The organism is Paenibacillus sp. VTT E-133280 (assembly GCF_002264385.1).
GTDB classification, from domain to species: Bacteria; Bacillota; Bacilli; order Paenibacillales; family Paenibacillaceae; genus Paenibacillus_AQ; species Paenibacillus_AQ nitricinens.
Window position 1 is genome coordinate 1 of sequence record NZ_NFUX01000030.1, and the last position, 24,030, is coordinate 24,030.

The 24,030-nt window shown below is 42.4% G+C and carries 19 protein-coding genes and 2 pseudogenes; 7 read left to right on the top strand and 14 right to left on the bottom strand.

Going from position 1 to position 24,030, the window contains the following annotated elements:
• The 3 genes and pseudogenes from CA600_RS14605 to CA600_RS14615 all read right to left on the bottom strand — a co-directional run.
• Positions 1–533 (bottom strand): annotated as a pseudogene (locus tag CA600_RS14605) (collagen-like protein); the annotation flags it as partial.
• Positions 534–873: 340 nt separating this feature from the next.
• On the bottom strand, positions 874–1,527 hold the full coding sequence (locus tag CA600_RS14610; RefSeq protein WP_094870901.1) for a deoxynucleoside kinase: 654 nt from the start codon (positions 1,525–1,527) through the stop codon (positions 874–876).
• On the bottom strand, positions 1,524–2,147 hold the full coding sequence (locus tag CA600_RS14615; RefSeq protein WP_094870903.1) for a deoxynucleoside kinase: 624 nt from the start codon (positions 2,145–2,147) through the stop codon (positions 1,524–1,526). The genes CA600_RS14610 and CA600_RS14615 overlap by 4 nt, the downstream gene beginning before the upstream one ends.
• A gap of 300 nt (positions 2,148–2,447) precedes the next feature.
• Here CA600_RS14615 and CA600_RS14620 point away from each other — a divergent pair, with 300 nt between their 5' ends.
• Positions 2,448–3,965 carry a stalk domain-containing protein gene (locus CA600_RS14620; RefSeq protein WP_094870905.1) on the top strand — a complete coding sequence of 506 codons (1,518 nt, stop codon included), beginning with the start codon at positions 2,448–2,450 and terminating at the stop codon, positions 3,963–3,965.
• Positions 3,966–4,013: 48 nt separating this feature from the next.
• On the opposite strand, the gene nspC is transcribed toward CA600_RS14620, so the two are convergent.
• The 5 genes from nspC to CA600_RS14645 all read right to left on the bottom strand — a co-directional run bounded on the left by nspC (position 4,014) and on the right by CA600_RS14645 (position 9,995).
• The gene (gene nspC / locus CA600_RS14625) at positions 4,014–5,150 is read right to left on the bottom strand and encodes a carboxynorspermidine decarboxylase (protein WP_042186699.1); all 1,137 of its coding nucleotides are present in this window, start codon (positions 5,148–5,150) and stop codon (positions 4,014–4,016) included.
• 9 nt (positions 5,151–5,159) lie between these two features.
• The gene (locus CA600_RS14630) at positions 5,160–6,359 is read right to left on the bottom strand and encodes a saccharopine dehydrogenase family protein (protein WP_060624451.1); all 1,200 of its coding nucleotides are present in this window, start codon (positions 6,357–6,359) and stop codon (positions 5,160–5,162) included.
• A 283-nt stretch (positions 6,360–6,642) separates the two neighbouring features.
• On the bottom strand, positions 6,643–8,019 hold the full coding sequence (locus tag CA600_RS14635) for a DUF5808 domain-containing protein (protein ID WP_094870907.1): 1,377 nt from the start codon (positions 8,017–8,019) through the stop codon (positions 6,643–6,645).
• 12 nt (positions 8,020–8,031) lie between these two features.
• A complete protein-coding gene (locus tag CA600_RS14640) occupies positions 8,032–8,427 on the bottom strand; it encodes a GntR family transcriptional regulator (RefSeq protein WP_094870908.1) in 396 nt (131 codons plus the stop codon).
• 80 nt (positions 8,428–8,507) lie between these two features.
• Complete coding sequence (locus tag CA600_RS14645) at positions 8,508–9,995, bottom strand: RCC1 domain-containing protein (RefSeq protein ID WP_094870910.1); 1,488 nt, start codon at positions 9,993–9,995, stop codon at positions 8,508–8,510.
• Positions 9,996–10,346: 351 nt separating this feature from the next.
• Here CA600_RS14645 and CA600_RS14650 point away from each other — a divergent pair, with 351 nt between their 5' ends.
• On the top strand, positions 10,347–12,233 hold the full coding sequence (locus CA600_RS14650; protein ID WP_094870912.1) for an LTA synthase family protein: 1,887 nt from the start codon (positions 10,347–10,349) through the stop codon (positions 12,231–12,233).
• A gap of 66 nt (positions 12,234–12,299) precedes the next feature.
• Here CA600_RS14650 and CA600_RS14655 read toward each other — a convergent pair whose 3' ends face one another.
• Positions 12,300–14,021 (bottom strand): glycoside hydrolase family 13 protein, encoded by a 1,722-nt coding sequence (locus CA600_RS14655; protein WP_094870973.1) that lies wholly within the window; start codon positions 14,019–14,021, stop codon positions 12,300–12,302.
• 272 nt (positions 14,022–14,293) lie between these two features.
• Here CA600_RS14655 and CA600_RS14660 point away from each other — a divergent pair, with 272 nt between their 5' ends.
• On the top strand, positions 14,294–15,289 hold the full coding sequence (locus tag CA600_RS14660) for a LacI family DNA-binding transcriptional regulator (protein ID WP_094870975.1): 996 nt from the start codon (positions 14,294–14,296) through the stop codon (positions 15,287–15,289).
• Positions 15,290–15,328: 39 nt separating this feature from the next.
• On the opposite strand, the gene CA600_RS14665 is transcribed toward CA600_RS14660, so the two are convergent.
• Together CA600_RS14665 and clpP are read right to left on the bottom strand one after the other, a co-directional pair.
• Entirely contained in the window at positions 15,329–15,535 is a 207-nt protein-coding gene (locus tag CA600_RS14665; protein WP_042193575.1) for a hypothetical protein, read from the bottom strand.
• 21 nt (positions 15,536–15,556) lie between these two features.
• Positions 15,557–16,138 carry an ATP-dependent Clp endopeptidase proteolytic subunit ClpP gene (gene clpP / locus CA600_RS14670; protein ID WP_094870914.1) on the bottom strand — a complete coding sequence of 194 codons (582 nt, stop codon included), beginning with the start codon at positions 16,136–16,138 and terminating at the stop codon, positions 15,557–15,559.
• 183 nt (positions 16,139–16,321) lie between these two features.
• Between clpP and CA600_RS14675 the strand changes: the two genes are divergently transcribed.
• Positions 16,322–17,173, top strand: a complete 852-nt coding sequence (locus tag CA600_RS14675; RefSeq protein ID WP_179281625.1) for an RNA polymerase sigma factor — start codon at positions 16,322–16,324, stop codon at positions 17,171–17,173.
• A 546-nt stretch (positions 17,174–17,719) separates the two neighbouring features.
• Positions 17,720–18,609, top strand: a pseudogene (locus CA600_RS14680) (NAD-dependent epimerase/dehydratase family protein).
• 424 nt (positions 18,610–19,033) lie between these two features.
• Here the strand turns inward: CA600_RS14680 and CA600_RS14685 are convergent.
• Complete coding sequence (locus tag CA600_RS14685; protein ID WP_218832782.1) at positions 19,034–20,827, bottom strand: methyl-accepting chemotaxis protein; 1,794 nt, start codon at positions 20,825–20,827, stop codon at positions 19,034–19,036.
• Positions 20,828–21,062: 235 nt separating this feature from the next.
• Here CA600_RS14685 and CA600_RS31245 point away from each other — a divergent pair, with 235 nt between their 5' ends.
• Entirely contained in the window at positions 21,063–21,236 is a 174-nt protein-coding gene (locus CA600_RS31245) for a hypothetical protein (protein WP_179281627.1), read from the top strand.
• A gap of 247 nt (positions 21,237–21,483) precedes the next feature.
• Here CA600_RS31245 and CA600_RS14690 read toward each other — a convergent pair whose 3' ends face one another.
• Complete coding sequence (locus tag CA600_RS14690) at positions 21,484–21,942, bottom strand: DUF2798 domain-containing protein (RefSeq protein WP_094870919.1); 459 nt, start codon at positions 21,940–21,942, stop codon at positions 21,484–21,486.
• A gap of 152 nt (positions 21,943–22,094) precedes the next feature.
• Between CA600_RS14690 and CA600_RS14695 the strand changes: the two genes are divergently transcribed.
• Positions 22,095–22,511 (top strand): MarR family winged helix-turn-helix transcriptional regulator, encoded by a 417-nt coding sequence (locus CA600_RS14695; protein ID WP_094870921.1) that lies wholly within the window; start codon positions 22,095–22,097, stop codon positions 22,509–22,511.
• Positions 22,512–22,870: 359 nt separating this feature from the next.
• On the opposite strand, the gene CA600_RS14700 is transcribed toward CA600_RS14695, so the two are convergent.
• Positions 22,871–23,914: a YeiH family protein gene (locus CA600_RS14700; RefSeq protein ID WP_094870923.1), complete on the bottom strand. Its 1,044-nt coding sequence runs from the start codon at positions 23,912–23,914 to the stop codon at positions 22,871–22,873.
• Between the last annotated feature and the right edge of the window lie 116 nt (positions 23,915–24,030).

Here is a 24,030-nt window from a genome sequence, read left to right on the forward strand (position 1 = left end):
CCTGCGACTCCTGTCGCACCGGTTGCTCCTACTGCTCCGGCCGCTCCTGTCGATCCGGTTGCACCTACAAAACCTTGTGGTCCTATTGCTCCAGCAGGACCAGGTAAACCTTGCGGCCCCTGAGGACCTACGAGTCCTTGTGTACCCGGTACTCCTTGCTCCCCTTGAGGACCAACTGGTCCCGCTACACCTTGTGGACCCATTGCTCCCGCTGGCCCAGGTTGACCTTGAGGTCCTTGGGGTCCCGGGGGCCCACCGGCGGGACCTTGAGGTCCTTCTACTCCTTGGAGTCCTCGTGCTCCTTGGGGTCCCGGTACTCCTTTAGTCCCTTGTACTCCTTGGATTCCTTGTGCTCCTTGAGGTCCTGTAGCACCAACGACTGTTGGAGTGGTAACGTTCACTTCAGGCGGAGGACATGTGACTTGTACAATTTTCTTAATAACTTTTCGACGATGTTCTTTTCTTTTTCTTTTCGAAGGATATACAGTGGCGATTTTTTTCTTATGACATTTTTTATCGTCTGGACAACTCAATACGTACACCTCCCTATTAAGATAGTTCAGTGTACGCATCTTATTAATTTTAGTCATGGACCAATAACTAGTTTTAAATAGACTGGAATCTATATCCAGAAAAAAAGGCTATAATTATAGGGTGTCGCCCTTGAGCATACTACAATGTCCACACCAATTTGGATTGCTTTTCGTATTTTATTACTAGGACAACTGACACTTCCCTATTTGACCCATATCTATGATTGGGTCTTTTTTTATTTTTACAAATCATCCCTCAAACTCAGTTTATATCGCTTAGTTCGCTTTCTGATTTTATAAAAAAAACAGCCCCCAAATCCTGGGGGCTTCAAATCACCAATTATATTTTATCAATAGGCTTACGAATCGCTTCGCCAACCTTCACAAGAATATCAGACATCGAAGTCTCATCATTCACATCATAATCATCAATGTTCAAACGAAGCACTGGACAAGCTGTAAACTCGTTGATCCATTTCGAATATCTACCATGCATATGCTCCCAGTAGGAAACATCCGTTTGAATCTCCATCTCACGGCCACGTTCATTAATTCGTGTCAGAATGGAAGGCAGACTGCCTTCAATATAAATCAGTACATCAGGATGCGGGAAGTACGGCGTCATAACCATAGCTTCATACAGGCTGGTGTAGGTTTCATAGTCCGTCTTGGACATCGTACCTTGATCCGCATGCATTTTCGCAAAAATACCGGTATCCTCATAGATGGAACGGTCCTGAACAAAACCACCGCCGAGTTCGAACATCTTCTTCTGCTCTTTGAAACGTTCAGCAAGAAAATAGATTTGCAAGTGAAAGCTCCATCTCTCAAAATCATGATAGAACTTTTCGAGATAAGGATTGTGATCGACCTGCTCTAGCGAGGTTTGAAAATTAAGTCTTTTGGCCAAGGCGCCTGTTAAAGTGGATTTCCCCACCCCGACAGTTCCAGCCACGGTAATAATGGAATTTTCCGGGATATGATATGAATTCATTTGATTAGCTCCTTTATATAAGAGACAATTTCAGTGAAGTGTTCCGGATTCTCCACGAAATCGACTGCATTTCCATCAATGGTAATAATTACGGTCGAAGGCTCCTGAATGGCTAGAGAGGCCATCGCGTCATCATAATCTTTAATTAATTGCTCCAAATACGCAGTATCCATTCCCTCTTCAAAGGGCCGCCCACGTTTTTCAATTCTGCTTAATAATGTATCTAAATTGGCTTTAATATAGAGAATAATATTTGGCTTTGGCAGGTCATCCGTAAGCACATGATAAATTTGCCGATACTTTTCACGTTTCGTTCCATTCAGCGTTCGTTCTCCAAAGATGAGGTTCTTATAAATATGGTAATCGGAAATGACCGGGATCCCTTTATCTATGTATTGTGTAACGGTATCTTCAAGCTGTTTATACCGGTTACAGAGAAAAAACATCTCCAGTTGAAAGCTCCAATCGTCCATGTTCTCATAAAATTTAGCTAGAAACGGATTCTCATCGACAATCTCTTTGATGATCGGTAAATTTAATTCTTCTGCTAGCATAGAAGCTAATGTTGTTTTTCCAGCCCCGATTGGGCCTTCCACTGCAATAAACGGTGCTTGTTTCATTGACGCTGACTTCCTCCTCAGATACAAACCTTTCAATAGCTAAATCAAGAATAAACGCCTTCGGCGTCCTTATAAGGACGGTAAGTGTTTAAGCGTGAAATATAAGGATAAAGTATAGCGTGAAACTTATACTCTCTTATATTTTAAAAAACAGACTAAATTATTGTATCACATGAGACCTTTCTTGTGAGTGGGTAAATATGAAGAAACTTTTCCAGTAGTTCTAGCGTCTATATGTAAGATAATGGATTATAGTGTAGACATAATGAAAATATTTAATAAGAAAAGAGAGGTATTCCTATGAAAAAATGGATCAGCATGGTTAGTGCTCTTCTCGTATTAAGCCTCGCCTCTAATGTAAGCGCAGTTGCAGCAGAGAAGTCGGTCACAACTACTAACCTCACTTCGTATGGAGCGGATTATCTGACCAAAACAGATGGTTCCTTCTGGGTATGGGGAGGGAATCGCTCTGTCCCCACTCAAATCCATGACCTGAATGAGGTACAAGCATACTTTGGTTCTCAATATGTAATGAAAAAAGACCTTTCGGTCTGGCAATGGAGAACATCGGCATACTCTGAAGCTGTTAAAGTGACACCCGTTCAAGAGTTAGACAATCTGGCAGATATGTTCATGGCGGGAAATAGAACGATAGCCCTTAAAGGAGACGGGACGATTCTAAGCGCCCCCCTTTCATCCGATGGACTCACTTCCTCCGCGTTCACACCGGTTTCCGGCGTCGATAACGTGGCAGCTGTGGGCGGTTACTATGAGTCTGATCTTCATAAGAGCTGGACACGTTACGTGTTCTTAAAGAAAGATGGAACTGTTTCTACTACACGCGATGACTTCGAAAGCTTCGAAACCATCCAAAAATTGACGGATATTATTCAAATCAAAAACAACCTAGCACTCAAGAAGGACGGTTCCATATGGAGTTGGCCAGTCCAAGATTATTACAAGAACCAAGGAGCTCCAATAGATCTATCTGCAACGCCTATTAAGGGAATCAGTAATATTAAAAGTTTAAAAGGTAATCAGAACAGCCTATTAGCCATTGACGGGGCCTCCCAATTATGGTTCTGGGGCGCTACCATTACAGGTTCCTCTGACGGAACAACTTACCATGAACAATCACCGGTTCTCCTTAAAGGAATCAAGAATGTAGTCGATGTTTCCATCGTAGAGCGGACTATTGTTGCATTAACTGGGGAAGGAAATCTCTATCAGACTTCTATTGAAAACGAGAGTATGTCCTCTGATTCAAAATTCACACTTCTTGATACTGAGGTAAGCAGCATTAAGAATGGTGCACGACATATCATCATGCAAAAGAAAGACGGTTCCCTATGGGGTTGGGGTGTCAATAAGAACGCACAGCTAGGATACGGAGACTATGAATTCACCCATGAAGCACCCGTCCCAGTTCAAAAGCCAATTTCTATCTCCCTAAATGGTGAATCCATCCCTCTTTCCAATGGTGTTATCACTCGAAACGGGCAGAATTTCGTCCCCCTCCGATCTCTGTTCGAGAAATTAGGCGCGACGATTACCTTTAAAGAGAACTTAACTGCAGCCAAAACGGTAGATAAACAAATCATGATCACTCGTACAGCTTCAGATAAGCCAGCTCTCGCTATCGGTATTAACGGTGTAACAGGAGCGACAATGGTGAACAATAAATCCGTGAATCTCCCTACACTCCCCTTCATCGTAAATGGATCAATGTATCTGCCGCTTCGATTTATCAGTGAACAACTTGGCGCAAAGGTTGAGTGGCTCCCACAGGAGGAGCGCATCGCCATCACGATGCAATAAGGAGTAATCAAAAAAGGTGTCCCATCACGGGACACCTTTTTATTAACCTTAAGATAAACGTTCGCTGAAATCTTCGAAAGCGAACTGTTTGATCACTTTAATTCCCTCTTCTTCATTGTAACTAACAATAGAAGGCAGGTTCACACCGTTAAACATATGGTTCTTCACCATGGAATAATGGGCCATATCAAGGAATACGAGTCTATCTCCGTATTTCAAAGGCTCCTTAAAGGAATAATCTCCGATAACGTCACCCGCTAGGCAAGTCATTCCACCTAATCTGTACGTATAAGGAAATTCCCCAGGTTGTCCAGCATCAATAATGTTCGGACGGTACGGCATGGCCAGTACGTCCGGCATGTGGCACTCTGCCGAGGTATCGAGAATCGCAATATCCATTCCGTTATGCATCACATCGAGAACGGTAGCTACCAGATATCCGGTATTAAGCGCTACTGCTTCACCCGGCTCCAGATAGATTTCCACACCGTAAGTCTCTTTCATGTGTAGAATGCACTTGACCAGGGTCTCTAGATCATAATCAGGACGTGTAATATGATGACCGCCACCGAAATTAAGCCATTTCATTCCTTTGAGATAAGGTCCGAACTTCTCTTCGACTACCTTGAGCGTACGCTCAAGGGTATCCGAATTCTGTTCGCACATTGTATGGAAGTGTAGTCCATCAATGCCTTCAAGCTCTTCCGGTCTGAAGTTAGGGAGAGTTACTCCCATTCTGGAATAATTATAGCACGGATCATACAGCGGAACTTCGATCTCGGAATATTCCGGATTCACACGAATGCCGCAGCTGATATGCTTCGGTGCATTCTTAACGCGATCCTTGAATCGATTCCACTGGTCAAAAGAATTGAACACAATGTGATCGGAATATCCAAGAAGCTCATCGAACTCACTATCTATATAAGCTGGTGCGTACACATGAACCTCCTTGCCCATCTTTTCATAGCCAAGTCTGGCTTCAAACAAAGAGCTCGAGGTTACGCCATGCAAGTACTTTCCAACTAACGGATACAAGGAATGCATGGAGAAGCCTTTTTGTGCGAGCAAAATCTTTGCTCCAGTACGTTCCTGTACAGAATTCATAATCTCAAGATTACGTGTAAGCAATCTTTCATCTACAAGGTAACAGGGTGACGGGACCGCGCTGATATCTATATCCATTATCGCGCCTTAGTCTAACAGCGTTGGCGAGAAATCTTCTTGCCAAGGCAGACCATGTTTATTTAAAGCTTCCATGAATGGATCTGGATCGAACTCTTCAACGTTGAATACGCCCGGTTTCTTCCAGATTCCTTTTATAATTAACATCGCTCCGATCATTGCAGGAACGCCTGTAGTGTAGGAAATGGCTTGGGAGCCAACCTCTGCATAGCACTCTTCATGATCGCAAACATTGTATACATAATAAGTTTTTGGCTTTCCGTCTTTAGTTCCTTGGATGATACATCCAATGTTCGTTTTGCCTTTTGTTCTTGGTCCCAAGGAAGCCGGGTCAGGTAAAATCGCCTTCAAGAATTGCAGAGGAACGATCTCTTTTCCTTCATACATGATAGGCTCGATAGAAGTCATGCCCACATTCTCAAGCACTTTCAAGTGAGTCAGGTAATTCTGCGAGAAAGTCATCCAGAAACGGATCTTCTTCACACCCTTGATGTTAACGGCCAAAGACTCTAATTCTTCATGATACAAAAGATAAATATCCTTTGGTCCAATTTCCGGAAGATCATATACTTTTTTCTCGGAAAGCGGTGCTGTTTCAATCCACTCGCCATTCTCGAAATAGCGGCCATTGGCTGTAATTTCACGAATATTGATTTCAGGATTAAAATTTGTTGCAAATGGATATCCGTGATCACCAGCATTGGCGTCTACAATATCAATAGTATGAATTTCATCAAAATAGTGCTTTTGAGCGTAAGCTGTGAACACGCCCGTTACACCTGGATCAAATCCACTGCCTAGCAACGCGGTAAGACCTGCTTTTTCGAATCTTTCTTTGTAAGCCCACTGCCAAGAGTATTCAAATTTCGCTGTATCTTGTGGTTCATAATTGGCAGTATCCACATAGTGCACTCCTGTTGCCAGGCACGCATCCATGATTGTCAGGTCCTGATATGGGAGAGCGACATTAATAACGACATCCGGCTCAAAGCTCTTGATCAGTTCAATGACTTCGTCCGTATTATCTGCATCGAGCTGAGCAGTAGAAATCTTCGTGCGGCCTCCGGCTAATTTATCTTTCAGAGCGTCACATTTCGCGACAGTTCTGCTAGCTATGCAGATCTCTTCAAATACATCCGGGTTCTGGCAGCATTTGTGAACAACAACACTGGAAACACCGCCAGCGCCAATAATTAACGCTTTTCCCAAAATAAAAACCTCCTAAAATTCCATTTGCAAAATCAACAAGGCTGATTATACATAATATTTTTGAATAAATCAATAAAAACCGACAAAAAATGATGTTTATTGTGTAAAATCTTCAAAGATTCTTGTTAATACTCTTGAATACTCATATTTCCTCGATTATCCACCTATATATCTTATGAAAATCGCTGGAATGGAGTAAATTTCCGGAAACTAGGACAACTAGATTATTCTATCACAATAGGGGGCTACTTCATACGATTTATTTTAAATTCAATGTGAAACCTCACCACCCTTTCAACTCCGCGTAGAGACGTTCAGTTTCAGTGGCATCCTTATTGTTGTAGAGCACATATACATCCGGCAATTTAATCACAATATATGGCGGAGAATTTTTCACAAGATAGACCTTACTCTTCCCAAACCCGTCAAACTTAAAGTTTCCAATGGCTACTGTATCCGTCGCAACGCCATTTGTTCTTCGGCCTCTTGGTAAGCTGTCCACAAGCGTCAGTTCTTGCACATCCTTCATGGCGAAGCTGTAATTATACATTGGATATTCAATCGAGACCCTTCCTTTTGTGTCTGTAGTTAAGGTAGGTGTTGAGAAATCAGTCTGAACGCCCATCCAACCCGTCCCGATCAACAGCAATATAACGAATACAAAGAGGCCGTAGTATATACTCTTACCCGTTTTTGTCCCAATATTAATCGTAGTGCCGATCCCAAGACGCTTCGGAACCATAACAGAGCGATCATTGGGGTTATTATACGTTGTCCCATTAATCCAATATTCATCATCATCCGTATACAATATCTCATGATCACCATTTAGCAGCGCAGCTTCAAGTTTCTTCAATTTATGATGTACATAAAAAATACCTGTCACCGGAATAACGGAGAACAAGAAGATACCCAAACTCCATACTATAGTTGAAGCCGCTCCATTTAAGGATAAGGCAAACACCGAAATTACGGCGATACAGCTATTGATGATAGCCATTCCAAACCATAGCAAGGACCAATATCTACGATTAGCCTGGTTAAGCAGGATATTAGTCTCGCTGTTATTCGTGTAAATTTTAGTCTTCATTCGATTAAAGGAGATAGCAATAATACAGAAAAACACGGTCAGCCCTAATGCTGTACCACCAGCCATTCGAACAATTTCAATATTTTCCTCCGGAACTGGGATCATAAAAGATAACGTAGCAATTAGTGCAGGAATTATGTACCAGTATAAAGAAAGACTCATTTTCTTTTTTAGCAGAGATAGCTTGGTATCCATTCGAACCATTCGCTTCTCTCCCACGAACCACTCATTTTCCCGTTTCAGTTCTACCGCTGCATGATGTGCCTTAATGAATGGAATTCGAAGCAGAAGCATCATAACACTCGTCCAAACATAAAAAAAGATCAGTGTGAAAGAGAGATAGCCGCTCAAGAACAAAATAGGAATCAAAGCCAGAAATGATAGGAGTCCATACTTTTTATATCTCTTCTCAGTTGAAATTTGCAGTTCGCGCAGACGTTCATCCTCAAGAGCAAACGCCGGAAGACTAACCCCAAACCACAGATTATCCTTCAGCTTCAAAGTACTCCTATACGTAAAAAACATAATAACTAAAATAACTATAGCTATACAAAAGAAAACGATAGCCATCTGAGTGTCCCCCTATTCCGTGATGGATGTAGACTTAAACGATACGGATGAAAAAATTCCAGCACACATTTGCATAAACTCCTCCCGGCCAATCCCTTTTACACTTGCCTCCGAGATGACTAACCGTAGTTCATTTTCCAGCTTCTCCTTAAACTCTGGCTGTCCATTCCCAATCGGAGCAACTGTAGCACCATGCCTGCGATCTATCGATATGAAGCCTTCATTCTTCAAAATCGCGTACGCTTTGTTCACGGTCATTGCGTTTATCCCTAAATCTTCAGCCATTTGCCGCACTGTTGGTAATTTCTCCCCATCCGCCAGTTCACCTGAGCCAATTCCAATCACGATCTCATTACGAAGCTGTACATAAATTGGTGTATCACTTTTAAAATCAAGCGTTATGATCATATTATCCATCCATTCAAAAAAAGTATTATTTGTATTAGTGATACTAATACAAATAATACTTAATGTCAAAATACCCCTATTTAATTCGAATGGATTTGAACAGCATAAGCTTCTGCATCCCATTCTACCTTAGCGCCTAACATTTCACTCACCAGTCTTAAAGGTACATATACACTATCATTAATAAAGACTGGCTTTTGATCTGTGGCTATTACTTTTCCATTTACAGTCGTTTGTCCATTAATCGAATTTAAAATCAGCGTAGTAGATGTAGATTTCTTCACAGCAATAACTGATCTCGATGGAACGTCCCAACGTACATCCACTCCCATTTGCTGAAATATTCCTCTTAAAGGAACGTAAGTAGAATTGTTGAGCAATAAAGGAGGCATGGTCAGATCCATTTCACTATTGTTCAACAGGACCTGTATCGATTTTTCCACGGGCTGAGGTGTGTCAATCATAAAATCTCTAACCCCCAACCCAGTCTGTCCAAATTCATTCGTTCCCCATGCAAGAACATGACCGTCTTTTAAGAGCACATAATGATTTCTGTTCCCGCTGGTAATCGAAGCTGCATTTTGAATACCACTAATCTGCTTAACATTCATTTTATTTTTATCATCAACGGTCCACTGCCATACGGTCCCATCAGCTTTTACTGCAGAGTCCGTTGTCATCGATACGGCATCAGTGAGTCCTGGGATCTGAATCAGCTGTAACGTTTTACCCGGATAACTATCTGTGTAATTACCCCATAACCAAACGGTGCCATCCCATCTCAAAGCTGCTCCATACTGCCCATTAATATCTACAGCTTTATATTCCCCGTTCCCCTTAATTTGGGTAGGCTTTAAGACCGTATCCTTTTTAATGCCTATAGTTTTAGATGAACCCCACACCCACACCTCTCCGCCGTTCCCAAGTGCCACTGAATTATTCGATCCTGCAGCTATAGCTAAAATAGAAGGTAGTCCTTTCACCTGTACCGGTGTTAGCCCATTTTTCCCTGAATCGTTACCCAGTTCTCCTTGCTCATTGCCACCCCACGCCCAGACCGTCCCGTCTTTTCGAAGAGCCAAGCTATGTGAGCCTCCTGCCGAAACAGAAATCACGTCCGTTAATCCCTTCACTTGAACCGGCTCTACAAGGACCGTCAAGGATTGTACGCCAGTGCCAAGTTGTCCATGTTCATTCCTACCCACTGCCCACACGGTTCCATCATCTTTTAGCATTAAGTTATGCCGATCTCCACCTGAAACTTGCTTCACATGATCAATATGCATTTTGACGGGAGTATACGCCGGCGTAGTTGCTCCATTACCAATAGAGCCGTATCCACCACCCCAAGCCCAGGCTGTTCCATCTGCAGTGATGGCATAAGCACTTCTATCCCCCGCATCCAGCCCTGTGATGCCAGACAATAACTTCTTTTCATCCGGGAAATTCACTACACTGTCCGCCTTAACTATTAATGGAGAGACTGCAGCTAGGATAATTGCTGCCCCGACAACCACACTACCTATTCGTCTTATCTGAATTTTAATGCTTGAAATTTGTCTTCCCACTTAAAATCACTCCTTTTAGAATCGGTAGGGTCAACCTATTGATCTGCACCAATAGAGACCCATTGTATTCATTCTCCTTATATAGACTGTGGAATATTATGTAAAGTTGCGAGAAACTGTATTTTTTTAAATCAATTTATACGCATTTAGCCTGTAGTTTAGGATTGAAGCTGGTTTTAACTATTTATATGGCATAAATCGCTTGTTGCTGCGCTCTAGGTCTCTCGTCCGTCTTTTGACACACGAAAACTTCAAGAGCATAATAGGCATCGGCATATTGCAACGGATTCCCACAACATACAGGGTTATGCAGGGTGATAGTGTGTTTTGCACCAGAGAGGATGATAACGAGTGAAAAAAGATTTTCGGATAAAAAATAAGCCCTTTCTAATCTTTAGCTTCGTCCTGCTCTTAAAATGCGCAGTGGCCTGGTTCGTGGTATTTAGTGACGGACCTAATTGGAGCATGCTGCTCACAGAGATTCCGTTCTTCTTTATCGTATTTGGACTCATTGAGTGGATGGCTTCCAAGCGGAAGTTTCTGTATTACATGATTGCGAACTTATTGATTTCAGTAATTTATTTTGCTGTCCTTATGTATTACAAGTATTACGGAGTCATTGCTACCTACCACGCCTTACAACAAGCGGATAAAGTTACCAAGGTTGGAGAAAGCACATATTCTTTGCTGGACCCTTATTATTTGTTCATTTTTGTGGATATTGTAGTCTTCATGTTCTTTATGTTCCGTCCCAAATATATTGCGGCCTGGAAAGAAAGAGGCATGAACCGGCGTATGAACCGAACCGCCTTGCTTGGGATCATTAGCGTTTCCCTGGCGATCTGTGTCTTTAATGTTTGGCCGAATCATGCCAGTATGAACGAGAATAAAAAGGCAGAGAGTATGGGGATTCTCAATTACGAGGTATATACCATCTTTGCTGACAGCACAGAAAAGCAAGAAATGATCGACAGCAAAGAAATTACGCAGCAGGCAGTGGACGCTACAAAGGGGATTACGGAGCCAGTCTCTCCGAAGTATTGGGCAGCGGCTCAAGGTAAGAATCTCATTGTAGTGCAAATGGAATCTTTTCAGAATTTCCTGCTTGGCTTAAGCATCGACGGACAGGAAGTGACTCCCAATCTAAATAAGCTTATAGCAAGCGAACATTATTTCAATAACTTCTATACGAATGCGGGGCAAGGTACAACATCAGATGCAGAGTTTGTAGTGAACACCTCGCTATATGTTCCTCATCACGAAGTAGCTACTTCCTCCAACTATATGACTAAAGAACTTCCCAGCCTGCCTAAGCTGATGAAAGCTAACGGATACAATACGGCCACCTTTCACACCAACAGCGTAGAATTCTGGAATCGCAAAACTTTATATAAGGTGCTGGGCTTTGATAAATACTACGATCAGTCCTTCTATGGAGATGATGATCATATCGCATTTGGTTCCTCCGATGAAGTGCTGTTTGCCAAGACGGTTCCTGAATTAAGCAAAATGGATGCTGAAGACAATCCTTTTTACGCGATGGTCATCTCTATGAGTGCTCATCACCCTTATAAAATGCCTGAATCAAAATATAAGATGACGCTGCCTAAGCGGTACGAAGGAACCTTAGTCGGCAACTATATTTTAGCCCAAAATTATGCAGATTACGCCATGGGACAATTCCTAGACGAACTGAAGTCCAGCGGGTTATGGGAAGATAGCGTGATTGTCTTTTACGGAGATCATCAAGGTGTATCACTGTACTCTCTTGATGGCAACGAGAAATCTTTAATGGAGGAAATGGTCGGGCATGAATATGGATATACCGATATGTTCAATGTTCCTTTCATTGTTCATGCCCCAGGCTTAGATCAGCCTACTGTGTACACTCAAACCGGCGGTCAGATTGACATCTTACCCACTGTAGCTAATCTGTTAGGCATTTCTATGAAGCATCAGCTCCACTTCGGAGAAGATCTGATGAATCAACAGACCAACCTGCTGCCGGTTAGACATTTTCTTCCCACTGGTTCTTTTATTAATGACACAAGCTTGTACTTGACGGGTGTCGATTATGATGATGGAAATAACTATAATCTAATCGATGGATCTGAAACTGAGGGCGGTTCGACAAAAGAACAATTCGATGCCGTTCAGCGGCTGTTGAATATGTCTAATAGTTATATTCTGCAACGGCCGGATTTATCTTCTACGGAGGATGGCGGACAGAGCAAATAATTGATATAAACGCAAGAATGCCCTTCAGCCATTGGCCGAGGGGCATTCTTGCGTTTATTAAAATAATTAAACCGTTGTTGCAGGTACACTTTCACGAATTGCCTCTTGCTCTACTGGTGCGTTAACCAGCATATACACACGAGATTCGTAAGGGCGTAATGCCACTGTCTCGATCTTCTCGGCAGGGTCAGCTTCATAGTTATTCAACAGCAGCTCACTGGAGTCAAATTCCAAGTCAAACGGAAGATCGAACAGTGCTTCCTCTGAAGTCAGGTTTGACATGACCAGTAATTTCTCATTGCCAAGTGTACGAGTATAAGCGTAGATTCGTTCATCCTCAGGCAGGATCAAATCATAGGTACCATAAACGGTAATAGGATTAGCAGCCCGAAGTGCGATTAGTTTTTTATAATGATGATAGATGGAATCAGGGTCCTGCTTCGCACGCTCCACATTGATCTCCGTGAAATTAGGATTAACCTTCATCCAAGGCTTGCCGCTGCTGAAACCAGCATTCTCAGAGTCATCCCATTGCATTGGCGTTCTAGAATTGTCGCGACCGTTCTTCCAAATAACCTCCATGACTTCTTCATGTGATTTTCCGGCATCTGTCTCTAAACGATACAGGTTCTTCATCGCCACATCATCATAATCATCCATCGAATCAAATCGTACATTGGTCATTCCAATTTCTTGACCTTGATAAATAAATGGTGTTCCTTGCATTAGGAAATACATCGTAGCCAGCGATTTGGCCGATGCCTTCCAATACTCCCCATCATTTCCCCAAGTGGAAACTGAACGTGGTTGATCGTGATTCTCGATAAAGAGTGCATTCCAGCCTCTACCCTCAAGACCTTTTTGCCAACGCGAAAGTGCTGATTTCAGCTGCAGAACATCCAAGCCACCTGTAACACTCTTATTCCAAAGGGCTAAATGCTCGAATTGAAAAATCATATTGAATTTGCCCTGCTCCTCGCCTACCCACATTTCCGCTTGATCGACACTGACACCACTGGCTTCACCAACGGTCATAATGTCATAACGATCAAATGTTTCCTGTTTCAGTTCCTGTAATAAATCGTGAATGCCTTCCCGATTCATATGACCCGCACCGGAGGAAACGAACGGAAGATGATCTGGATTTGGCAGATCAGGAAGACCTGAAATTTTCTTAATATGTGAAATAGCATCCACTCTGAAGCCGTCAATCCCTTTATCTAGCCACCAATTGACCATACCGTATAATTCCTTACGTACTTCAGGATTTTCCCAGTTGAGGTCAGGCTGTCTTTTGGAGAATACATGCATGAAATATTGCTCTGTAGCGGGGTCAAACTCCCAGATTGAACCGCTAAAAATACTCTCCCAGTTATTCGGTTCCTTTCCGTCCTTAGGATCTCTCCAAATATAATAATCACGTTTAGCATTATCCTTGCTTGAACGTGCTTCAACAAACCAAGGGTGTTCGTCTGAAGTATGGTTAATGACAAGATCCAGAATCAGCTTCATGCCCCGTGCATGAACCTCGCTTAATAGCTGATCGAAATCAGCCATACTGCCGAACTCCGCCATAATATCCTGGTAATCTGAAATATCATATCCGTTATCATCGTTCGGGGATTTATAAATAGGACAAATCCAAATGACATTGATGCCAAGGTCCTGCAAATAATCAAGTTTTGAGATTACTCCTTGTAAATCTCCAACACCATCGCCATTGCTGTCCATAAAGCTCCGCGGGTAAATTTGATACGCTGTGGCTTCTTTCCACCATGCTCTGTTCAATGTATGCAGCTCCTTCGTATTCATATACCCTCTCAGGAAAATATTTTCCTATCCAATTCACGAATTAGTGATTTTCATCATAAAAATTAAGATTATCCACTAAAAAACTATCTATTTAGGGTTTATTTAAGGAAATTATTTTCCTATGCGATCATTATAGGATCTTTTATTTTCCTGGTCAATAACAATCTTTTGGATTCTTGAAGCTATCCGTGATATGCTTGCGATATATTCTAGAACGAATACAAGATTGGAAAGTTATGGTGATATTCTTGAAGGTAAAAATTAAAGATATAGCCAAAATGGCTGACGTTTCAATAGCTACCGTATCAAGGGTTGTCAATAACAGCAAACCGGTAAACGAGGAAGTTCGTAAGCGTGTATTGGAAGCCATGAAACAATTGAATTACCGTCCTAATGTCATCAGTTCAGATGCAGGCAGATCGGATACACCTCTGATTGGTGTCATTATTCCGCAGAACAGTAATACCGTGCTTGATGATTTCAATATTGGCATACGTGATCTCGCCGAGCTATATGGTTATGATGTTTTGGTCGGGTTAACAGACGGAAGTGTAAATAGTGAACTTCATTATTTGAACTTATTCCACCATATGGGGACTGAGGGTTATATATATGTAGGCTCGGTTCCGAGTAAGGAGCATTTGGGGATTATTCAAAAATCCGGGTCACCTTGCGTGTTAGTCGGAGAACAATCTCAGATTGATTCGATCCCTTCTGTCCATCTGGATAATGTCACCGCTTCCTATGAAGCCGTTACTTATCTGGTTCAAAAAGGGCATAAAAGTATCGGCATGATCCGGGTATCTGGAGAGAATGCGGTGGGTGGTGCTCGTTATCGCGGATATCAACAAGCGCTGATGGATGCTGGAATAACCTTAAGGGAAGAATGGGTAGTAGAAAGTGGAATGGCTGTAGAAGATGGAAGCGACGCGATGCGCCGGATTAAGGATAGCGGGGAGTTGCCTACTGCGGTTTTTTGCTCCACAGATTGGATAGCTGTAGGGGCGATGAATTTTCTGATCGATAACGGCATTCGGGTGCCAGAGGATGTTGCGGTGTTCGGATTCGATAATAGCTTTATTGCTTCTGTCGTTCGTCCCAAGCTGTCCTCGGTGGAATATTCCGGAACGGAGATTGGAATGACTGCTACCCGGACCTTAATCAAGCTGATTAAAGGGGAGACTGGTATTCAGCATCATGCAAATGTAGCTCATTATTTGGCGATTCGCGAAAGTACGGGTTAGGGAAAACTTCCCTAACCCTATTTTTAAATCTGAGAATGGTTATTGTGTAAATCCTACACGGGCGCGTTCCCGTCCTTTAGTATCTAGTGTGATGGAACAGACGGAAGTCATGGGAATATAAAGCTCCTCGAATTCTGTCCGATATTTAATGAACTTCTCAGTTACCGTTTCCAAAATGCCTTTTCTAGCGTTAGAGCCATCTACAAAATAAATGGTTACCTCTTTGCCCTGCAAAGCTTCCAGCATCACTCACTTCACTCCTTCGTCCTACAGATTTGTGATGACTTTGTCGATAATCCCGTACTCCACTGCTTCATCAGCTGACATGTAATAATCCCGATCCATATCTTGCATTACCTTTTCCACCGTTTGTCCGGTTCGGTCCGCTGTAATTTGAACAAGCACTTCCCTTAGCTTCAAAATACGTTTGGCTCTAATTGCAATATCACTAGCCTGACCCTGCGCTCCACCATGCGGCTGATGTATCATGATCTCACTGTTTGGCAATGCAAAACGTTTCCCCTTGGCTCCAGCTAACAATAGAAGTGAACCAAAGGAAGCCGCCATCCCTGTGCAAATCGTGTTCACCTGTGGTTTAATAAGCTGCATCGTATCATAAATACTGAGTCCCGCCGTTACGGACCCCCCTGGACTATTGATATACATGTGTATATCTTTATCTGGATCCTCAGCTGATAAGAACAACAACTGAGCAACAACACTATTCGCTAATTGATCCTCAATCTCAGCCCCGACAAACACAATTCGGTCTTTTAGCAGCCGTGAATAAATATCGTAAGATCTCTCTCCTTGATTCGTTTGTTCAATGACATAAGGAATGTACGCCATGCGTATCTGACCTCCATCCGTTAATATTATTTTGAAATCTACCCTGTAAACGGATTAGTCTTTGGAGAGGATACGGGAAGTGGGGAAAATTTTATTTTTTTGATTGCGTATCTTATTTTCGAGCTCATTCGTTTATTATTAGAAGTAACCGAAATCACTTTACCGGAAAAGGGGTTATGCAGAGTGATCAGCCTTGAGAAGCTTAACGCCGGCCATGAACCGGATGAGAATCATACCATGTGTTTGCAAATGACCCTGAAGCGGTATTGCCTTGCACTGACACAATCCCCGTGGGAAGCCGAAGATTTGGTTCAGGATACGTGGGTCAAAGCACTGGGCTATATGAAGACTTCCGAACATTCGAAGCTGAAGAGCGATGATATGAACGATACAAGTCAAATGAACAACAATACAGATCATACAAGTCGTACGAATTTCAGCTCGCTAACGAATCATCCAAATCCTGAGGCGCTACTCCTGAGGATTGCCAGAAATACCTGGACAGATATTATGCGGCGAAAAGCCACGTTGTCACGGGTGCTGGAAATGGATCAACCACGGACAGAGGAAGCAGCAGGGTATGGTTTATTTGAGATTGAGGCTGCTTTTCAAGCCTTACAGAAGCATCTGTCTCCACTACAGCAAGCAGTCTTCCTGCTTCGCGATGTCTTCGAGCACTCCGGACTCGAAGCTGCGGAAATACTCAACACCACAGAAGGAGCCATCAAAGCTGCTCTGCATCGCGCCCGGCAAGCCCTCCCTGCAGTCAGACAAGAGCTTCTTCAATCTAACGGACCCTCCATTGTGCAGGATACGGAATTACAGATTGCCTTGAATCGCCTTGCATCCGCCTATGAACAAGGGCAAATCGCCGAGCTGATTGAGCTTGTCCTTGCGGATGAAAGTCAAGAAACTGTTATGGCCGTGTCCAGCCAAAGCTTCCAAAGCTTTCAGAGCGTTCAGCCTTTCCAATCTGACGGATTCAGCTCTATGGGCTGGAACTATTCCGAGCCAGGAATGCGGATGGTGGCTTAGCCTTTCGTGACTATTTCGTAATACTGGACTACACTTAGCTAAATGAAGCACATTACGTTACGTTATAACCGAACAAATATTAGTTTTGAAAAGTGTGAGTTTGATGAGATAGGTAAGTTTTGTGAGTCAGGTCAGTTAGTTGTATAGTTGGGTGATGTTTTAGCTTTGAGCTAGTGACGTTGCAAAATGTGCAACAGAATCCATGAAATCAACGCTAAAAAATGAAAGTACTGCACTATCTGCAATAGATTTTTAATATAAGTGACTTTTAAGGCAATTTCTCATCTTGTGATTGTATAGAGTGCAATAGAATTGAACTCTGTCTTATTTAGTTTAAATTCTATTGCACAAAGTACAATCACACGAATGAAATCTCCTTACATACCTTCATGCATAATTCATAATTCATAATTCATAATTCATCATTTATCATTCATCATTCATCACCTAACACCTATCACTCTTTTAGGCACACCCCCGCTTTTAAAAGGAAGACTTAATTCAGACTTATAAATATATACATTAGTTGGTGAGGAGTGGCATGATATGAGGAAAATTCTTATCTTAGGCGGCACGCGCTTTTTTGGAAAAAGGTTAGTTGAACGATTACTACAGGATTCCGTAAACGATGTAACGATACTTACACGCGGGGAAACTAGCGATTCCTTTGGAGATCGCATCCACCGGATCCATGCGGACCGTTTCCAAGCCAACGAGCTCGCTCAGGCGGTAGGAGATACACTATGGGATGTCGTGTTCGATAATATTTGTTATTCACCGGACGAAGCGGATCAGGCATGCCGGATTTTTGATGGTAAAACGAAACGGTATATTCTCACCTCAAGTTTATCCGTCTATGATTTCAGCGAAGAAGCGCTGACCGAGGACATTTTCGATCCTAAAGCTTACCCTATCCGCCACGGAGGGCGAAATGATTTTACCTATCAAGAGGAAAAAGACTGGCGGAAGCTGTCTTTATGCAGAAGGCCACCTTCCCAGTCGCCGCGGTTCGCTTTCCAATTGTGCTGGGAATAGATGATTATACGCGAAGACTTCATTTTCATATTGAGCATGTCCGTAATGAGTTGCCTATTGGTATACCGAATCCCGGAGCATATATCTCCTTTATCCGTTCAGATGAAGCTGCTGATTTCCTATATTGGCTCGGATGTAGCTCTACTATGACAGGACCGTTCAACGCCTGCTCAGACGGTACAATTAGAATTACGGATATTCTCACAATGATTGAAGAAGAAACGGGGAAGCACGCCAGCATCCAGAGCCAAACCGCGGACGAGCATATGTCACCATTCGGAATTGAACAATCCTGGTTTATGGATACGACCAAAGCCCAGTCGGCGGGGTACAAGTTTCTCAATCTAAAGAACTGGTTCCCAGAGCTAGTCAGCTCTCTGAACAAAACCTACGAGGAATAACAGTCAGCACCTTAATAGACCCCTTTCACTCACTCATTCATCTACGCAACAAAAAAGCTGTCCCTTAGTAGATTTTTTCTATGAAGGAGCAGCTTTTACATTGTACAAAACCTCTGCAAATGTTCAGTTAACTGCACGCTATACAACTAAATCAGGCCGGCCAAGCTTATGTTCGACTTTAGTTGTATTCAGTGCAATTAAAAACTAGCTAAACACCACTGACAGCCATTTCTCGGAGAAATAACTGCACAAAGTACAACTAAACACACATAGAGGAGATCACATCCTTTAATAGCTGTATTGAATACACTTAACGCGCAAAAAAAGGTAGTTAGAAGGATCTCCCCTCTAAGCTACCCTTTTACGTTACAGAATTAGTGAATCAAGTCGCTCCCGATGTGCGGGCAGTCAATCAAACCTTCCCCTATGCGGAGATTGTCAAATAAGAGCGCTCCTCAAGCGTTTCATCGCCAGGTGAGTCACTGTCATCCCCAACGATAATCTCGTCTACTATGTCCGAATTAATCTTGAAGACGTTGATTTCCTTGAATAATTTTTGCGAAATCTCATTAATCTCAACAGCTTGACGGGCAATGTCGTGGATCGCGTTGTCCTGTTGCACGCTAGAGGCATTCACTTCCTGAACCCCTGCCGCAGTTTCCTCAGCAATGGCTGCCACGTTGTGAACAGACTCTGCGAGTCTACGATTCATAGTCTGTGTCATATCTACCTTGTCATGGATTTGCCCAATCTGCTTACTAATCTCAACGATCGATTCATCTATCGCTTCAAATGAAGACAACGTTTCTGCCACTTTTTGATCCTGCTCTTCAAGGTTTCCTTTGGTCTCCAGCATATATTGCTGGAATTCATCCATCCCTGCTTGCAGTTCGTTAATAATCTGACTGATATGTACGGAGGATTCTTTGGTCTGATCAGATAATTGTCTCACTTCATCAGCTATGACGGCAAAGCCCTTTCCATAAGCTCCCGCCCGCGCTGCTTCAATCGCTGCATTTAGAGAGAGAATATTGGTCTGGTTTGAAATATTTGTGATCGATTTGGTAATTCTGGAGATGTCCTTCGATTGGTCGCTCAATTTGGTTAAAGCAAGATATACTTTATTCACAGACTCACGGGAGTGCTCTGATACCTCACGCAAGGCGATGACGGATTCTGAACCTTTTCGAGTATTGTGATTAGCGGTTTGACTGGTCGAGAGCATAACCTCGGTATATTCCGTAATTTCATGAACTTCCCGTTCCAGTTCCTGAATCAAGCTTGCGCTCTGCTCAGATTGTCCGGCTTGCTGCTCAGCGCCTACAGAGATTTCCTGTATTGTGCTTACGATTTCTTGATTCGTATGAGCGGTAATCGATGAAGATTGTTGAAAAGAGTGCGAATAAGTCGCGAGCGAAGAAGCTACGGATTGAGTCTGCTGAAGCATCTCTCGTACCCGCAACACCATATGGTCAAAATGATGACTTAAACTTCCAAGTTCATCATGATATGGCGAATTAATCTGCTGCCGCAAATCACCCTCAGCAATTTTACGTAGAGCCGCTTGCAACTTATTTATAGGATTCAGAAAGGACCGAATAAGCATAACCGCAATAACAAGTGTGAAAACAAATACTAATAATGCGGCATAAGTCCCCATAGAACTGGTCAGATTTAACAAATCAAAAGAATAATCCTGGGCTCTTTCTGCGTTCTCTGCTGCTGCGATGTATAGTTTCTCATTAGTCTCCAGCATCTCTTTATTCATAGCCAATGCTTTCGTATGTAATTCATCTATTCGTTCCAGTACGGCCATGGGATCAAGCTGCTCGTCCTGTATCGTATTCACTAATCCGTCAAAATAACCCGTATACCCTCCAATTTGATTACGTAGCTGTTCTAACTCCTTAGACGCTGGCGAATCTGCCTCAAATTCCACTTTACCCAACTGTTCCATTAATTTTGTCTGTTTGTCCTTAAAGGGTTGGGTAAACTCTAAATCGCTAGAGCCTGCTAGAGAGGTTTCCACACCATTCATTTCTTGAAGCAGTTGAGTAATGCTGGATACTGTAATTCTTTTTTCCATCTCCATTTTTTGTGTTTCCATAGAGATTTCTACTTGATTGATTTTATAATTTTGGTATAGCGCTACCCCTAGAAAGAATAGTACCACGGCAGAAAAACTCAAGATCAACTTCCACTTCATTGATAGATGCATAGACCTAGCCTTCAACAATATCATCCTCCGTATAAAGCCTCATATGGCAATAGGTACTTTTTACTAATATCTAAATTGTAGAAGCTGTACATTAAATACCGGACACAGTTTTGTATGAGAAATGTAAATTTTGTCGAGTACACGTTCACAACTCTCCTATTGCCATTGACGTAACGTTAAGTGCTAAAATACTTCTCATAGCGCGCCTTATCAATCTTTAGAACAGAAGTTGTCTATGAGTGGATTTGTGACCATTGATAAGCTTTCTACACAAATCGGGCTGAAGAGTCGGACGTTGCGTCACACTGGGAAGCACAAGGATTATTTGAAAGTCACCGTGAAGTTAGCTCGGGTTGGCGGATTTATGATGAACACGCAATCCTTGCTATTCATATCACCGCTTTATTAAGAAAGAGGTAACGATAGTCCCAAGGGTAGCTGAAATGAGTATGTATTAAATCTGCTCGAACCTATAAAAAAGAAAGCATAGAACAAAACGCTCTCCTTTGCCCATCATGGCATTGGAGAGTGTTTTTATTCTCATCAAGAAATACGATGATAGCTTATGATTGACTCAGCTTTAACAGCTTCGCTAACACTCGAGCTATTTCTTTACGAGTCGCTGCAGATTTGCGTAATGGTGATGTAAACATTCTCTATGCAGTAGCTGGAGTAATTTTCACAAATATAAATCGTGTAAGAGGCCCGACTAATAGAATTTGCAGTGGAAGTGCAACAATGAAATTCTTACCTATTGCAGACAGATAAGCCATCGGTAGTTCTGAGGTGAACCCTACATGAAGAACTGCGCCATAGAAGGACATAAACAGCACCATTCCGGTTACCATAAAAAAGGAGATGAACATTATTTTTTTGATCATCGGATCATTCTCTTTTACCAGCTTATATGCGATCCCTTTCGCAACTTTACCTACAACAAAGACATCCAGAATAAATGCAATTACAAACGCAGGTATGTAGCCGATGATCACATCTTTAACTAATGTACCTGACCAGCCCTCCATCAGAGCTACATTGTAAATACTCATACCCAGCACCATCAAAGCACACATGATGAATGTAAATAATAATGCTTCTTTTTTGTTTCTTCCCATCTTGTTCTCAGACTCCTTAGTGTTCCCTTAGTATTGTTATATTGTCAACTCGGATTACAATATCACAGTACCTTAAACTAAGTCAACCAAGTTGACAATAAATATATATGACTTATACTTGGATTAACGAACGATGATTTAGGAGTGTTCACATGGATAACCATCTGCAAGAAATGAATCTAATTGATTTACTCAGCGAGAAGCATCTAGCCTTACGTAAAATAGTGACCGACCAAGACCCTGACCAAATCAACAAGACAGAATCCCATATCCTAGCAGTTCTTGAAACACATCAAATGCTCTCGATCTCGGAAATCAGTAGAATTATTCATATTTCAAGACAGGGTACGCATAAGAGCATTCAAGGACTGTTATCCCGTAACTATGTGGAAGCCGCCCAAGTCAAAGGAAATCAACGTGATAAAAACATCATCCTTACCCAGAAGGGGATTGAATGCAATCAAAGAATGATGATCACCAAAATCGAATTAGAGCAAAAAATCTCTAACAAGCTTGGGGCAGCTAACGTAGAACTTCTCAAATCTTTGCTAAAAGAAGAATGGATTTAATCTCCAGCAAAAAAAAGACGCAGAGTTGCCCACCCTGCGTCTTTAAAAAGATTCAATTATTTTCCGGGAAATTGTCGTTAATTCGCTTTTAAAGCACAGTGATTGCATCCTACCCGTAACTTGCACTAAAGAATACTCCTTCATCAAGTTTTCCACTTCCGGCAATGGAATCCCTATACTTCTGTACCATCTACTCATAAGCAAATCTCTTGCATCTAAATCAATAAAATATCTGTAATTATTGCTGTTATCTTTAGTGGGCCTAACAATATCATGTTACTCGTATAACCTCAGTGTATCTGCAGTTACACCGAGAATAGAAGCAAATTCTTTTTTACAATTCAATAGTATGCAAAAAATCACGCCAGTCCAAACCAGTGAACTAGGGTAAATCCAACGAAAGACAATAAGACTGAACCTATAAGCCCTGCTGCAAAAGACTTCATCCCTAGTCGTCTAAATGCCGCCAAATCAACGTTTAAACCAAGTCCAGCCATCGCCATAGCGATTAGCATATAAGCAATCGTTACAATTCCATTTGCCACTGATGCTGATACGATCCCTAATGAGTTCAAACCACTGACAAGTAAGAAACCGAGGATAAACCAAGGAATAGGAATGCTTTTCCATGAGGCTTTGGATTGGCCGCCCTGCACCTTTCTTTCCGCACGATTCGTCCAAATCCCAATTATTATGGCAACCGGAACGAGTAAGGCTACCCGAGTCAATTTAACGATAACCGCCATATCTACTGCTGCATTCCCACCAGCATCTGCTGCTGCGATGACGTGAGCAATTTCATGTAAGGTAGCTCCTGAGAATACACCGTAGCCTAGATCCGACAAGCCTAGAAAAGGATACAAAAAAGTGTATAGCAACGTGAATATTGTACCTAAAATAGCAACTATAGCTGCGCCAATAGCAGTTTCGTCGTCTTTGGCTTTGATTTGTGGAGCAATCGCCACCACCGCCGCCGCACCGCAGATCGCTGTCCCGCAAGCCGTTAAGATACCAAGTCGTTTATCTACCTTGAACAGTCGGGTAAGTCCGTATACAACTGGGATCGTAAAGCCGATTACAATAAGCGCCAGTAGAAATACCCGCGGACCTGCAGCAACAATATCCATTAAATTCAGCCGCATACCCAGTAGGATAATTCCTAGACGTAGCAGCTTTTTGCTGGAAAAATCAGTGCCCTGGGTGATCGTACCCGGCACTCCTACGGTTGCCCGCCAAATAATTCCGATTAAGATGGCAATGACCAATTGGCCCATAATAGAGAGAAATGGAAAGCCTGCTAAATATTTTGCGACTAATGCAATGATTAAGGTTAATCCAATGCCAAGTGCAAAACCAACTTGTTTCTTATTGTTTGATTGGTATAATCCCTGTGAATCCCCCATGTCGTATACACCCCTTGTATGAATCTCTAGATGACGGAGGTATGTAATTCCCTTCCCCCATGAATCAACAATAATACGCCATGGCTCGAAAGTTAAATACCAATATACTATCCGTA